Below are 14,591 nucleotides of genomic sequence, written 5' to 3'. Positions count from 1 at the left end.
CATGTCCCGCCCACCAGGGCACGCCTTGCAGCAGCGCGAACAGCTCGACCTGTTCCGCGCACTGCCGGGCGAGGACATGGCACCGCGCGATGCCCAGGACTTGATGGCCTATCCGTTTTTCTCGCTGGCGAAGTCGCGGCGCACCGCGCCGATCGACTTCCGCAGCGGCAACATCACCATTCGCGTGGAAGGCACGCAGGAGCATGGCATCGCCACCATCTGGGATGCCGACATCCTGATCTGGGCGGCCAGCCAGATCGTCGAAGCCAAGGATGCGGGCATCCAGCCGTCCCGGCGGATGCAGGCTACGCCCTACGAGATCCTGCGCTTCATCGGGCGCGGCAAGTCGCTGCGCGACTACCAGCGTCTCAAGGCCGCGCTGGATCGGCTGCAATCGACCACAGTGGCCACGTCCATCCGCGAAACCACGGGAAGGCGCTTGCACCGCTTTTCGTGGATCAACGAATGGAAGGAACTGGCCGATGCCAGAGGCACGCCGCTGGGCATCGAGCTGATCCTGCCGGACTGGTTCTATGCGGGCGTGCTGGACGCCGCCCTGGTGCTGACCATCGACCCGACGTACTTCCGACTCACGGGCGGCATCGAGCGCTGGCTGTACCGCCTGGTGCGCAAGCATGGCGGCCGGCAGGAATACGGCTGGCAGTTCGACTTCCGGCATCTGCACCGCAAGTCGGGCAGCAGCACGCGGTTTTCGGATTTCGCCTACGACCTGCGGGCGCTGGTCGCCCGGCAATCACTGCCGGGATACGAGCTGGGCATCGTGCGGATTCCCGAGGACGACATGGAATTGCTGACCTTCCGGCCCGTGCCGCAGACGGCACGGGGATAACAGCGGGACAAGCTGTGGATGGGGTCGTGCTATCAGGAGTAAGAGGTGTCGTGCTATCAGGAGTACGCCTATCGTGCTATCAGGAGTACGAAAACGCCGGAAAGCCAGTAACGGCGCGGGTTTGCGATCCCTCTAACATTACTAACTTAAATTCTCTAACTATTAGTAGAGAAGCAGCATCGCGGTGGACAACTGCCGCAGGCAGAAAAAACAGCCAGCAAGAACTGCAAAAAACACCCCGTTCGACGCGGCAAAAACAGTCCGGTCTTCCAAGCTGGAGGGCCGCGCCATGATCGTCGCCTTGCTCAACCAGAAAGGCGGTGTCGGCAAGACCACGCTCGCCACGCACATCGCTGGCGAACTGGCGCTGCGCGGCCTGCACGTCGTCCTGCTGGATGCCGACCCGCAGGGTTCCTCGCTCGACTGGACGCAGCGCAGAAGCCAGCAAGGCTTGCCACGGCTGTTCAGCGCCGTGGGCCTGGCACGCGAGACACTGCACCAGGAAGCCCCAGAACTCGCCAGGCGGGCCGATCACGTCATCATCGACGGGCCACCCCGGATCGCCGCCTTGGCGCGCTCTGCGCTGCTGGCGGCCGAACGGGTGCTGATTCCGGTACAGCCCAGCCCCTATGACCTGTGGGCCAGCGCCGAGATGGTGGCGCTGATCCGTGAGGCCCAGGTGTTCCGGCCGCAGCTAGCGGCGGCTTTTGTCATCAACCGGCGCGTCAGCACCACGGTGATCGGGCGCGAAGCACGGCAAGCCTTGGCCGAACAGCCGTTGCCAGCGCTGCGCTGCGAGGTGCGCCAGCGCATCGTCTTTGCCGACAGCGTGGCTGCGGGTCGATTGGCGCGGGAGACAGCCCCCGATAGCGCAGCGGCGCAGGAAATCACCGCGCTGGTCGATGAGCTGCTGCGGTGGCCGTCATGAGCGACAACAGCAACCCACCCAACAGCAAACGCCCGGCCAAGCGGGTCGGCATCGGCGCGCGTCCGCCCGCCAATCCACACGCTGAGGCGTGGATTCGCCAGGGCGACGCGGATGCGCTCAACAAAGGCGACCTCTACACCGCACGCCTGACCCTCGACATCACGCCCGCCATGCGGGCGCGCATCAAGGTGTCGGCCTTCACGCAAGGCGTGACCGTGGCCGACTTGCTGCGCGGTTTGCTGGAGCGCGAGTTTCCAGAACACCGCAGGGAGAACACGCCATGACCACATCCGCATTGTCTGCTGCCGTGCCTGCCGCCATCGCGGCCATGACTGCGCGCACATCACCTTCCAGCCAACCCGCCAGCGCGCCGCTGACGCGCGTATCGCTCGCCTACATCGAACCGCGCTTCAAGCTCTACTTGCGCTTCGGCGAACCAGCGCGCACGCTCCAGCTCGATCGCTGGCGGCGCTGCGCCATGTTCATGCCGGGTGCAATGCTCTGCCGCGTTCGCTGGCAGGCCAACGACTACGGCACGATCCGCTGGCAGCTCATGGTGATGCAGGCTGCTACACCGCTTGATGCCACGCAGCGCATCCCCGGCGTGCAGCCAGGCGCGTGCCTGCTGCTGCATGCAGAAGGTGACGCCAATGTGCGCGCCGTGCTGGAACGCATCGACAGCATCGAGGCGCTGGGCATCGCTGCCATTGACGTGTCGCCCGCCTACTGGCGCACGCTCGCCAACCGGCTCGCCGCGCATTTGCCGCTGCCCGGATACACCGCCGACCGGCACGCCGCCTGGCTGGCCGGGAGGGCGCTGCCATGACGGCCCATCCCACCGCCGCACGCACACCCAAAGCCGCGCCGCTTCCTCGCTCGCGCCTGCGCGCTCGCCTCGTGCTGGCGGGCTTCGCCGCCGTCGGCCTCGCTGCGCTAGCCTGGGCAGCTTTCGTACAGCCGTTGCCGCGCCTGATCTACAACCCGTCTGACAGCGTTCCGGTCGGCTGGTATCGCGTCGATCCGCAGCGCCATGGCGCCGACTCGCTGCCACGTCCCTTGTCCGTGGGCAGCATCGTCCTGACCCGATTGCCTGCCGACGCTGCCGCGCTCGCTGCGCAGCGCGGCTACCTGCCGGCACACGTCCCACTGCTCAAGCGCGTGGGTGCAGTCGCGCCGCAACACGTCTGCATCGTTGCCGGTCAGGTTCGCATCGACGGCGTGCCGGTGGCTGCCGCGCTGCCTGCCGACCGGCTGGGCCACCCGCTGCCATCCTGGCAGCATTGCCGGCCGCTGGCCGACGGCGAGCTGTTCCTGTTGAGCGTGACGAATCCGGCGTCGTTCGACAGCCGCTATTTCGGCCCGGTCAGCGCATCCGCCGTGATCGGCGTCGCGCATCCGGTCTGGCTGGAGTCCCGCCCATGAAGGCCGCCGATTCGCTGCACGTCGCCGTGCCTCTTGTCGTGCTATCAGGCGCGTCGTTCTGCAGGTCTTCGCCGTGTCGTCGCGCGTGCAGTGCGGGTGCCAATCCTACGCATTGGGCACCGCACTTCGCGCCGCCTTCGGCGCAGCCGTCCAGCGTGCAGGCGTCTTGCCTCGAACGCGCTCGGCCTGCGGCCATTGGTGCGTTTGCCGGCGGGCTGGCTGCGGGTGCAGCAACGCCGCCGGGCCGACGATGCCCGGAGCGACAGCGAAGGGCAAAGGCGGAAGGCAAGATTGAAGGGCGCGGCACCACGGCGCGCGCAAAGCCAGTCTGCACGTGGGTTGGGGGCGGCACTCGCCACAAGGTGGCTTCGTGCCGCCAGCAGCCCCAAGGCCTTGCGGGCATTGGGAATACCGTGTGCCGCATGCGCTCGGGCGCGATGGGCTTGGTGGGGACTGCATCATGAGCCAGCGCGGAAATCCCGGTGACGATGACCGTTTTCGCGTGCGGCCCAGCAAGCCCAGGCAGCGCGGCGACACCTTCATTGCCCAGGTGCTGCGCCAGACGAGCAAGGCCGCTGGCGTCTCTGGCCGGGGGCGCAAGACCACCGGCAAGCCCCCCGGTTCGCGCCTGGGGCGCGGTCATGTCGCAGCCCGCTTCACGGGCCAGTCGTTGACGGCGCTTTCTCGCCGGGCCACGGTCAAGGTGCGGCTGGTGTATTTGCAGCAGGCCAGCGGCCGCTCCACCGTGCAGCACCTGCGCTACATCGAGCGCGAAGGCGTGGACCGCCAGGGTGGACAGGGCCGTGCCTATGGCGCCATCACCGACGAGGCGGACACGGCCGCCTTCGAGGAGCGTGGCAAGGGCGACCGCCACCAGTTCCGCTTCATCGTCTCGCCCGAGGATGCGGAGCAGCTCGAAGACCTGCGCACCTACACCCGGCACCTGATGCAGCGCATGGAGGCCGACCTGGGCACCCGCCTGGATTGGGTGGCGGTCGATCACTGGAATACCGACAACCCGCACACCCATGTCGTGCTGTGCGGCAAGGACGACACTGGCAAGGATCTCATCATTTCGCAGGAGTACATCACCCGCGGCATGCGCGAGCGGGCGATGGAACTGGCCACCGAATGGCTGGGGCCGCGCACCGAGCTGGAGATCCAGCGCACCCTAGCCCGCGAAGTGGAACAGGAGCGGTGGACGAGCCTGGATCGCACCCTCCAGCGCGAGGCGGTGGACGGCCTGGTGAAGGTCGAGCGCTTCAACGAACCCAAACTGCAACGCCAGCGTCTGCTGCTGGTCGGGCGCTTGCAGCGGCTTCAACGCATGGGGCTTGCCACGCAGACCCAGCCCGGCACTTGGGCCGTGCATGCCGATGCCGAGAAAACCTTGCGGGCCATGGGAGAACGTGGCGACATCATCCGCACCATGCAGCGCGCGATGGGCGGCAAGCAGCGTGACCTGGCCGTGTTCCAACCGGGCGAGGATGGACACTCCATCATCGGCCGCGTGGCGGGCAAAGGACTGGCCGACGAACTGTACGACCGGGGCTATCTGGTGGTCGATGGCATCGACGGCAAGGCCCACTATGTGGCGCTGCCGCCCAGGACGGAACTGGAGCAGTACCCCATGAGCGCAGTGGTCGAGGTGAAAGGCTCCGCCGAGGTGCGCGCAGCGGACAAGACCATCACCGCGCTGGCGACCAATGGGCTGTACCGCACCGACCATCACTTGGCCATTGCACAAGGCCAGGCCAAGGATGGCCGCGACCCGCATGAAGTGGTTGCGGCCCATGTCCGCCGCCTTGAAGCCCTGCGCCGAGCGGGCATCGTGGAGCGCGTCGCTGAGGGACTATGGAAGGTGCCCGGTGACTTGCCTGAGCGTGGCCGCCAGTACGACGCGCAGCGCCTGGGCGGCGTGGCCGTGGAGCTGAAATCGCACCTGCCCATCGAGCGGCAGGCCCGCGTGATCGGTGCCACCTGGCTGGATCAGCAGTTGATCGGCGGCGGCTCCGGTCTGGGTGACCTGGGCTTTGGCGGCGAGGCCAAGCAGGCGCTACAGCAGCGCGCCGATTTCCTGGCCGAACAGGGACTGGCCGAGCGGCGCGGCCAGCGCGTGATCCTGGCGCGCAATCTGCTGGGCGCGTTGCGCAATCGGGAAGTGGCGCAGGCCGCGAAGGACATTGCCGCTGATACGGGCTTGGAGCATCGTCCGGTAGCTGAGGGGCAGCGCGTGGCGGGTATCTACCGCCGCAGCCTCATGCTGGCCAGCGGGCGCTACGCGATGCTGGATGACGGTATGGGGTTCAGCCTGGTGCCGTGGAAGCCGGTCATCGAACAACGACTCGGCATGCTGATTTCTGCACAGATACATGGTGGCACTGTATCCTGGCAAATCCGACGCCAGTTGGGTTTATCCATTACCTGACGCCAACGGCAATTGAACTCCACCAACTGGATGCGTCTACAACCGATCAGCGTCCGGTAAACTGAGGCACTCGCTTTGCGACGAACGCGTGGACCGCTTCCAGCGAATCCGTGGTTTTCGAGGCCCGATTCATTTCGGCCGCCTCTAACCTCAATGAGGTCACCAGACCGCTCTCGAAGGCAGCAAGTTGCAGGCGCTTGGCGCCCGCATAACCATGCGTAGGACCGGTCGAGAATTGCACCGTCATGCGCTGCGCTTCGTCCAGCAGGCTCTCGCCCGGAACTACTTTCTCGACCAATCCCCAGGCCAAGGCTTCATCCGAACCGACCACGCGGTTGGTCAGGATCATGTCGCGTGCGCGTCGTCCGCCCACTGCGCGCGGCAGGAGCCAGCTGATGCCGAAATCCCCCGCGTATCCAAGGCCGGTGTGGGCCGCCACGAATTTCGTCCCACTTGCGGCAATCAGGTAGTCAGAGGCCAATGCTAGTCCGAGGCCGCCTCCAGCGACCGCGCCTTGTACGGCGCAGACCACCGGGAATGGCAGGCTGGCGAATTGAGGAATCATGCGTTCGACCACCCTCAATTCGTCATCGACCAAGGTAGACAACGCTTCGCCTGCTGCCGCCATTTCGTCGATGTCGCCGCCGCAACTGAACATCCGGCCCTCGCCGCGCAGCAGCAAAGCGCGAATCGAGCCGTCACGTTCGACGTCTGCAATGACGCCAGCTAGCACGTTGACGACAGACGTGCTCAGCGCATTCTTTTTCTGAGGCGCATTGAGTGTGATGGTCGCAACAGCACCATGCTTTTCGAGAATGACAGAATTTTCGGACATGACGCTTCCTGATGGGCCAAGATTTCAGGCGTCAGCGCGGCGCCATGCGAATAGCGCCATCCACCCGAATGGACTCGGCGTTCATGTAGCCGCAGGTGACGAGAAACTCGACGGCCTGCGCGAATTCATCGGGATCGCCCAAACGCTTGGGAAAGGGCACGCTGGCCGCCAGCGCCTGCTTGACGTTGTCCGGCAGGCCCAGCAGCAATGGTGTTCCGAAGATCCCCGGCATGATGGTGTTGACCCGGATCCCTTCGTCCATCATGTCGCGCGCAATCGGCAAGGCCATGCCCACGATGGCAGCCTTACTGGCAGCATAGCTGGCCTGGCCAACCTGGCCATCCTGTGCGGCGGCCGACGCAGTGTTGACGATGGCGCCGCGGTCGCCATCGGCCAGCGGCGCGAGCGTCAACATGCCCGCGGCTGACTTGGCGATGCAGCGGAAGGTGCCCACTAGGTTGATCTGAATGATGCGATTGAAACGATCTGTTGGGCATGGGCGGATTTCGCCGGTTTTCTTGTCGCGGCTGACCGTCTTGACGGCATCGGCAGTACCGGCGCAGTTGACCAGAATGCGTTCCTGTCCAATGGCCGCGCGGGCCTTGGCGAAGGCGGCGTCCACTTGCTCCTCGGACGTCACGTCCACGTTGCAGTAAACACCGTCAAGTTCGCTGGCCAACGCCTGGCCGATGGCTTCGTTCATGTCAAAGATGGCGACTTTGACACCATGGCTGGCCAAGCGCCTGGCCGTGGCAGCTCCTAGGCCGGAAGCGCCCCCGGTGATGACGGCGGAGATGTCGGAATTGAGTTGCATGATTTTTGCTCGATGGATGAGAGACAGGCGCTATTGGCCCGTGAAGTGGGGGAGGCGCTTGCCGAGGAATGCGGCTTGCCCCTCCAGGTTGTCGGCCGAATGCAAAGCGACGAGGAAATTACGCTTCTCATGCTCCAGGCCTTGCGCGAGCGGAGTTTCAAAGCTGGCCAGTGCCGCATCTTTCGCCAGTGCCACGGCCAGCGGCGAATTGGATGCAATCCGGTTGGCCATCGCCAACGCCGTCGGCAGGGCCTGGCCGTCAGCCGTCACCTCGGCGACCATGCCCGCATCGCAGGCTTTGCGGGCGTCGATGAAATCGCCGGTCAGCAGCAGGGCCATAGCCTTGGACTTGCCGATGGCATGGATCAGACGCTGGGTGCCCCCGGCCCCGGGAATGGCGCCCAGCTTGACTTCAGGCACGCCGAACTTGGTGGACTCGCCAGCGATAGCAATGTCACAGGCCAACGCCAGTTCCGTGCCGCCGCCCAGCGCGAGCTTTTCCACGGCTGCGATGACGGGCTTAGGGAAGCGCTCCAGTTCCGCCCAGAAGTGGCCACCTGCCGCCGCACGGTCGCCCAGCAGCGGTTCGGCGCGCAGAGAGTCGAAGGCCGTGATGTCGGCCCCTGCACAAAACACGCCCTCGGCGCCGGTGATGATGACCGCGCGTACGGCATCGTCGTCGCGCAGTTGCACGAGCTGTGCACGCAGGCCATCGAATACTGCGCGGTTCAAGCTGTTCTTCGCGCGCGGGCGGTTGATGATCAAGGTGACGATGGCGCCTTCGCGGCTGACGAGCACTTCGCTGGCTTCGCTCATGGTGGCCTCGTTCATGCCAGGCGCTCGATGATGGTGGTGTTGGCCGTGCCCGAAGCCTCGCAGATGGTCTGCAAGCCATAGCGGCCGCCTCGGCGCTCCAGCTCGCACAGCAGGTCGGTGAGCATGCGCGCGCCAGTGGAGCCCAGCGGATGGCCGATGGCCACCGAGCCGCCATTGACGTTGAGGCGGTCGTCCGGAATGCCGAATTCCTGCTGGAACATCAGCGGCACGCCGCCGAATGCCTCATTGACTTCAAACAGGTCGATGTCGGCCGGGGTCAGCCCCGATTCCTTCAACGCCTTGCGGGTGGCATCGAGCACAGCAGTGAACTGGATGACAGGGTCGGCTGCCGCCACTGCGGTGCTGACGAAGCGCGCACGCGGCTTCAGGCCGTGCTGCTGGGCGTAGGCGCGGCTGGCGATCAGCAGCGCGGCGGCGCCGTCGCTGATCTGCGAGGAGTTAGCAGCCGTTGTAGCGCCGTCTGCGGCAAACACGGGCTTAAGCGTAGCCATCTTCTCGGGGTTGGGGTCGGCGCGCATGCCCTCGTCGGCGGTGACGAGCGGGCTGTCTGGGTCGGTCGGATCCTCATGCAGCCGCACGAGTTGGTCTTGGACACGACCAGCCCGCGAAGCCTCAATGGCGCGCCGATGGCTGCGCACGGCGAAGGCGTCCAGCGCCTCGCGCGTGAGGCCGAAGCGCTTGTTCATCAACTCCGACGAAGCGCCTTGCGGTATCAGCGGGTTGCCCTGGTAGCGCGCCAGCTCACGCGGGCTGTATTGCGCGCCGAGCGGCGCGCCGGGCTTGAATGACGGCGGCATGGGCGCCTGCGACATCGACTCTACCCCGGCGCCGATGGCCAGTTGGTAGGCGCCCGCTTGAATACCGTGCACGACAAAGCTCACCGCCTGCTGGCCGGAGCCGCATTGCCGGTCGACCGTCACCGCCGGGACGGATTCTGGCAGCCCCGCCGCCAGCACGGCATGCCGGCCCAGATTGCCGTGCTGCTGGTCCCACTGCAGCACGCAACCGACGATCACATCGTCCAGATCGGCGGGGTTGATGCCGGAGCGCTCGACCAGCTGACGCAGCGTCTCACCCAGCAGATCAACGGGGTGCCATTTCTGCAAGCGCCCGCCGCGCTTGCCCACGGGGGTGCGCAGCGCACCGACGATGACGGGTTCATGGTCATTCATGTTGTTTTCCTGTAGCAAAAGGTTGGCTCACTCGGCGTAGCGGTCCGCATGCTCAACGCGTATGCGCTTCTTGTCGAGCTTGCCGACGCTGGTCTTGGGGATGGCTTCGACGAACAGAACCTGGTCCGGCAACTGCCACTTGGCGAACGCGCTGCTCAGGTGTTCCTGCAGTTGTTCCTGGGTCGCCTGCTGACCGGGCTTCAGCACCACCAGGGCCAGCGGCCGTTCCTGCCACTTAGCATGCGGAATGCCGACCACTGCGGCGTCACGCACAGCCGGATGGCCCATGAGCAGGTTCTCCATGTCAATGGATGAGATCCATTCACCGCCGCTCTTGATCACGTCCTTGATGCGGTCGGTAACCTTGAGGTAGCCGTTCTCGTCCACCGTGCCGACATCGCCCGAGCGCCACCAGCCGCCCTCCAGGAAGCGGTCGCCTGAATCCGGCATGTCGTGATAGCTGGTCGTGATCCAGGGGCCGCGCAGGCAGATCTCGCCAGCCGACTGTCCGTCGTGCGGGAGGTCCTGGTCGTCTGCATCGAGAATGCGGATGTCCACCCCGGTAAGGATCAGGCCCTGCTTGCGCTTGAGGTTCCACTGCTCGTCCTGGGTCAGGCGCTTCTTGAGCGTGGACTTGAGGCGGTTGACCGCCACCAGCGTCGTGGCTTCGGTGGCGCCGTAGCCGTGCACCACCTCGGCACCCGTCAGTTCGTAAAAGCCGATCATCATCGACAGAGGTGGCTCGGTGGCGCCGGACAGCATGCGCATGCGGCTGAAGTCCGGCTTGACCGGCAACGTCTCGATGTACTGCAGCATAGGCTGGAAGATGGCCGGTGCGCCGTTGGTGATGGTCACGCCCTCGGCGATCATGGTGTCGACCAATGGCTTGGTGTCCTCGGCGGCGTAGCGGCCCGGCAGCACGATCTTGTCGCCCAGCAGCGTGGCCGCCTGCGGCAGGCCCCAGCACTGCCCGTGGAACATGGGCGTGATGAGCATGACGCAGTCGTCCAGCGTCATGCCCATGTTGGTGGCCATGCCCGTGGAATGCAGGTAGATGCCGCGGTGCGAGTAGTACACGCCCTTGGGCTTGCCCGTGGTGCCGGTGGTGTAGCAGGCGCTGTAAGCCGAGGTTTCGTCGATCTCGGGCCAGTCGATCTTGGCGTCGGCGGCGGCCAGCAGGTCTTCGTAGTGCAGCAGCGGCGCCAGCGTGGTCTTGACCTGGTCCAGCGGCTTTTCGGTCATAACGATCCAGCCCTTGATCTGGGGCGAGTTCGCTGCGACGGATTCGGCAATAGGCAGCAATGATTCGTCCACGCAAACGTAGGACACGTCGCTATGGCCGACAACGTAGCCCAGGTCCTCGGGGCCCAGGCGCAGGTTCATCTGCAGCATGACCGCGCCCAGGCCGGGGATGGACCAGTACAGCTCGAAGTGGCGCCGGCTGTTCCAGTCCAGGACGCCGACCCGGTCGCCCGGCTCGACGCCGAGCGCGCGCAGCGCATTGGCGCTGCGGCAGACGCGTGCGTAGCAGTCGGCATAGGTGTAGCGGTCCCAGCCGCCGCCGGGTGTGCGATACACGATCTCCTGATCCCCATGGGTGCGTGCAGCGTGGCGGATCAGCGTCGTGGTGTTCAGTTGGCGCTCGTTGCCCGTGGTGGACGGGCAGCCGCGGACAGGCTTGGTGGGCTGGACGGTTTCGGTCATGTGCTTGTCTCCTAGGTAGTTGTGTCGAGTGCCTGGAACCGTGGGGCCGGGGCCGCTTCGATGGCGCCGGAGGGGGTGATCTGGTAGATGCCCCGTGCCGCGTTATGCGGATGCTGCACCGACTCGGCGAGGCTGAGCACGGGTGCAAAGCAAGCGTCGCTGCCTTCGAGCAGCGCGCACCAGTGCGCTCGGGGCTGGCTGCGGATGAGGGCTGCGATGCGCTCTTTCAGCGCCGGCCACGTTGCCGTGTCGTACTGGTCGGCAGGCTCCACGTCCGCCAGGCCCAGCTTCGACAGCAGCAAGGCGTAGAAAGGCGGCTCGATCGCGCCGAGGCTGATGAAGCCGCCGTCGGCGCAGGCGTACACGTCATAAAACGGCGAATCGTGAAACGGACTCGGCTGCGCGCCATCGATCTGCCCATTGGCGCGAATCCAGTGCACCAGGGTGCCCAGCATTGCCACGATGTCAACGATGGCGGCGTCCACGACCCGGCCGCGGCCGGTGGCGCGCGCATCGACCAGCGCGCAGGCGACGCCGAAAGCCATGCCCAGCGCCCCGGCCGCGTCCCCGAGTACCGTGGGCGGAACGATGGGCGCTTGCCCTTTGTGTGCCGACAGCGACAGCAGGCCGGTCAGCGCGACGTAGTTCATGTCGTGTCCGGCGGCCTGGGCGAGCGGGCCGTCCTGGCCCCAGCCCGTCATGCGGCCGTAGACCAGCCTGGGGTTGCGCGCCGCACACTCGGCGGGGCCGAAGCCCAACCGTTCCATCACACCGGGGCGAAAGCCTTCGATCAAGGCGTCTGCCTGAGCGATCAGGTCCAGGGCACGCGCCTTGCCTTCGGGCGACTTCAGGTCGATGACCTCGACCGTCTTGCCGCGGCGCAGCGGGTTCTCCACCGCCCCGCCCAGCCGCCGCGCCGCAGCGGCCTGCTCGGCGCGTGTCAGCGTAATCACCTCGGCGCCCATGTCAGCTAGCATCCTGGCGGCCAGCGGGCCTGGCCCTATGCCCTCGAACTCCACCACGCGGACGCCGTGCAGCGGCATCTGCAGCGTATGCAACGTGTGCGACATGTTCACAGCTTCCTCGAAACCAGGTCTTTCAGGACCTCGTTGGCGCCGCCATAGATCTTCTGCACTCGCGAAGCGGCATACATCCGCGCGATCGGGTACTCGGCCATGTAGCCGTAGCCGCCGAACAATTGGAGGCATTCGTCCACCACGCGGCACTGCTGCTCGGTGCACCACCACTTGGCCATATAGGCGGCCTCGTTATCCAGCGTGCCGTCCAACAGGCGCTGGGTGCAGTCGTTGACGAAGCTGCGCACCACATGCGCGGTAGTGGCCACCTCAGCCAGTTTCTGGCGCGTGAGCTGCATATCGAAGAGGGGCGCACCGAAGGCCTTGCGCTGCTTCGTGTACTCCACCGTGACGGCCAGTGCCTGCTCGATAGTGGCGGCCGCCGGCACGGCAATGAGCATGCGCTCGTAGGGCAACGCGCCCATCAACTGCCCGAAGCCCTTGCCTTCGACCTCGCCCAGCAGTTGGTCGGCTGGCACGCGCACGCCGTCGAAGAACAACTCCGCCGTGTCCGATGCCTGCATGCCGATCTTCTCCAGTAGTCGGCCAACGCGAAAGCCGGGCAGATTCTCGGTTTCCAGCACAAACAGCGACACCCCCTTGCTGCCCGCGCCGCTGGTGCGCGCCGCGACGATCAGCAGGTTGCCAGTGAAGCCGTTGGTGATGAAGGTTTTGGCGCCGTCGATCACGTAGTGGTCTCCGTCACGGCGGGCCCGGGTGGAAATGGCCTTTAGATCCGAGCCGCAACCCGGCTCGGTCATCGCGATGGCGGCCAGCATCTCGCCGTTCGTCACCTTGGGCAGCCAGCGCTGCTTTTGCGCTTCCGTGCCGAAGTCCAGGATGTAGTGCGAAGCGATGGTGTGCACCGCGATATTGACTGGCATCTCGGCCTTGGCTAGCTCGTCCTGCACCACCAACTGGTAGGCAAGGCTGGCGCCGGCGCCTCCATAGGTCTCGGGCATCTCGGGCAGCAGAAAGCTCATCTCGCCGAATGGACGCCAGACCTCGCGCGGGATGTAGCCCTGACGGCGCCATTCATCGAGCCGGGGCGTGAATTCGGCGGCAACGTAGCGGCGCACCTGCTCGCGAAATGCGTCGATCTCGCCGTCCATCCAGGCGTGGCGATAAAGCTGTGGCAACATGAGAGCGTCTCCTTATATGTTGGCTTCTGTCCCCGCATCGGACGTTCCGCGCAGTGCCACTGCCGAAATGTTTTGGGGATGACACAATCGTAGTAATTGGCCCCTGCAAGGGCGATGGCGGATTACCTCAATCAACTGACAATTAACTTCTTTCGGCCTATGCGACCGGCGTTGGCCCCTTAGAATCACACGCCATGCTGGAACCCGTCTTAACCGCTCCCATCTTTGCCGTGCATGGCCTGCTGGACGGTGCGCGCGGCAAGGGGCTGGCCACGCCAGAATGGCTGGTAGGTGTGCTGGGGCGCGCGGGCATCAGTGAATCGCTGCTGGAGTTGGAGGAGTCGCGCGTGACCGTGGAGCAGTTCAACGCGCTGTTCATCGCCGTCAAGGACAGCCTGAACGACGAGTGCCTGGGCTACCTGCATGGGCGGCCGATGCGCCCGGGCAGCTTCGCACTGATGGTGCGCAGTGCGTTCACTGCCCACTCATTGTCGTTCGCCCTGCGCCGCCTGGGTGAATCCTTTGCTTTGCTGCAGGACGATGTGGCGCTAGTCCCCGTGACTGAGGGCAGGCTGACGGGTGTCGCGCTCGATATGCGTGGCGGCCCGGGCGCGCATGCCGACTTCCTGCACGCACATCTGCTGCGCGTGTTCTGGCGACTGCTGGTATGGCTGCACGGCGGCCGACTGGTGCCGCAGCGCTTCGACTTCAACTTTGCGCCGCCACCTCACGCGCAGAACTACCAACGCATCTTTTCCGGCACGTTGTGCTTTGGGCAGCCGCGCACGGCCGCCTGGTTCGACGCCGATGCCTTCAAACAGCCGGTGCGGCGCGATCGGGACGCGCTGCAGTCCTTCCTGCGCGCCACGCCAGGCAACGTGGTGGGGCCGTACCTGAACGAGCGCAGCGCCAGCGCGCGGGTCCGCATGGTGCTGCAGCGGGCCAGTCCCGAATGGCCTGATCTGGCCATCACTGCGCAGCGCCTGCACATGTCGGTGAGTGCGTTGCAGAGGCACTTGGCCTCCGAGGGCACTTCTTTCCAGGCGCTAAAGGACCAACTGCGGCGCGACATGGCGATCGTACGCCTGACCAGCAGCGAAGCCTCGCTCGCCGCCATCGCCGCTGACCTGGGCTTCACCGACAGCACCGCCTTCCAACGCGCCTTCAAGGTCTGGACCGGCAGCGCGCCGGGAGCCTACCGTGCCCGCTCGCGCACCAAGCAGTACCTTACATAGAGGTATCCGACCAATTTCAGCTTGGCCGCCGAGGAGATCGGCGCCTTCATGGCTACCGGGGCCGTGGCCTGCTTCGGGCGAGGCTCTTGTGCGCTCAAGAGACTGTTGACCGCCGTTGGGGGTTGCACCGACGGCAGCGCAGTGACTG

14 protein-coding genes are annotated in these 14,591 nt (G+C 65.7%); 7 read left to right on the top strand and 7 right to left on the bottom strand.

What is annotated here, in order from left to right:
• Position 1: 1 nt before the first annotated feature.
• The 6 genes from C6P64_RS07335 to C6P64_RS07300 all read left to right on the top strand — a co-directional run bounded on the left by C6P64_RS07335 (position 2) and on the right by C6P64_RS07300 (position 5,628).
• Positions 2-850: a replication initiator protein A gene (locus C6P64_RS07335; RefSeq protein ID WP_153855261.1), complete on the top strand. Its 849-nt coding sequence runs from the start codon at positions 2-4 to the stop codon at positions 848-850.
• Positions 851-1,139: 289 nt separating this feature from the next.
• Entirely contained in the window at positions 1,140-1,778 is a 639-nt protein-coding gene (gene parA, locus C6P64_RS07325) for a ParA family partition ATPase (RefSeq protein WP_105747902.1), read from the top strand.
• Entirely contained in the window at positions 1,775-2,062 is a 288-nt protein-coding gene (locus tag C6P64_RS07320) for a hypothetical protein (RefSeq protein WP_028968586.1), read from the top strand. Before parA ends, C6P64_RS07320 begins: the two co-directional genes overlap by 4 nt.
• Positions 2,059-2,604, top strand: coding sequence for a DUF2840 domain-containing protein (locus C6P64_RS07315; protein WP_105747901.1), 546 nt, complete (start codon positions 2,059-2,061; stop codon positions 2,602-2,604). The genes C6P64_RS07320 and C6P64_RS07315 overlap by 4 nt, the downstream gene beginning before the upstream one ends.
• The gene (locus C6P64_RS07310) at positions 2,601-3,200 is read left to right on the top strand and encodes a S26 family signal peptidase (protein WP_105747900.1); all 600 of its coding nucleotides are present in this window, start codon (positions 2,601-2,603) and stop codon (positions 3,198-3,200) included. Before C6P64_RS07315 ends, C6P64_RS07310 begins: the two co-directional genes overlap by 4 nt.
• A 460-nt stretch (positions 3,201-3,660) precedes the next feature.
• Complete coding sequence (locus C6P64_RS07300) at positions 3,661-5,628, top strand: relaxase/mobilization nuclease domain-containing protein (protein WP_008642578.1); 1,968 nt, start codon at positions 3,661-3,663, stop codon at positions 5,626-5,628.
• Between the two features lie 46 nt (positions 5,629-5,674).
• Here the strand turns inward: C6P64_RS07300 and C6P64_RS07295 are convergent, their stop codons facing one another.
• From C6P64_RS07295 to C6P64_RS07265, 7 genes are read right to left on the bottom strand one after another with little or no spacing between them, the layout of a single operon-like run.
• A complete protein-coding gene (locus C6P64_RS07295; protein ID WP_008642579.1) occupies positions 5,675-6,463 on the bottom strand; it encodes an enoyl-CoA hydratase/isomerase family protein in 789 nt (262 codons plus the stop codon).
• A 31-nt stretch (positions 6,464-6,494) separates the two neighbouring features.
• Positions 6,495-7,277, bottom strand: a complete 783-nt coding sequence (locus C6P64_RS07290; RefSeq protein ID WP_008642580.1) for an SDR family oxidoreductase — start codon at positions 7,275-7,277, stop codon at positions 6,495-6,497.
• Between the two features lie 30 nt (positions 7,278-7,307).
• Entirely contained in the window at positions 7,308-8,108 is an 801-nt protein-coding gene (locus C6P64_RS07285; protein ID WP_008642581.1) for an enoyl-CoA hydratase/isomerase family protein, read from the bottom strand.
• Positions 8,105-9,286 (bottom strand): thiolase family protein, encoded by a 1,182-nt coding sequence (locus C6P64_RS07280; protein WP_008642583.1) that lies wholly within the window; start codon positions 9,284-9,286, stop codon positions 8,105-8,107. Before C6P64_RS07280 ends, C6P64_RS07285 begins: the two co-directional genes overlap by 4 nt.
• A gap of 27 nt (positions 9,287-9,313) precedes the next feature.
• Positions 9,314-10,990, bottom strand: coding sequence for a long-chain-fatty-acid--CoA ligase (locus C6P64_RS07275; protein ID WP_008642585.1), 1,677 nt, complete (start codon positions 10,988-10,990; stop codon positions 9,314-9,316).
• Positions 10,991-11,001: 11 nt separating this feature from the next.
• Positions 11,002-12,060, bottom strand: coding sequence for a CaiB/BaiF CoA transferase family protein (locus tag C6P64_RS07270; protein ID WP_008642587.1), 1,059 nt, complete (start codon positions 12,058-12,060; stop codon positions 11,002-11,004).
• 2 nt (positions 12,061-12,062) lie between these two features.
• Positions 12,063-13,208, bottom strand: a complete 1,146-nt coding sequence (locus tag C6P64_RS07265; RefSeq protein ID WP_008642589.1) for an acyl-CoA dehydrogenase family protein — start codon at positions 13,206-13,208, stop codon at positions 12,063-12,065.
• Between the two features lie 194 nt (positions 13,209-13,402).
• On the opposite strand from C6P64_RS07265, the gene C6P64_RS07260 reads away from it, so the two are divergent.
• On the top strand, positions 13,403-14,443 hold the full coding sequence (locus tag C6P64_RS07260; RefSeq protein ID WP_034201272.1) for an AraC family transcriptional regulator: 1,041 nt from the start codon (positions 13,403-13,405) through the stop codon (positions 14,441-14,443).
• The last annotated feature ends 148 nt before the right edge of the window (positions 14,444-14,591 follow it).

This window comes from Malikia granosa, from assembly GCF_002980595.1.
Lineage (GTDB): Bacteria > Pseudomonadota > Gammaproteobacteria > Burkholderiales > Burkholderiaceae_C > Malikia > Malikia granosa.
The sequence above is the reverse complement of the archived record's forward strand: the minus strand, read 5'-3'. Positions and strand labels throughout refer to the sequence as shown.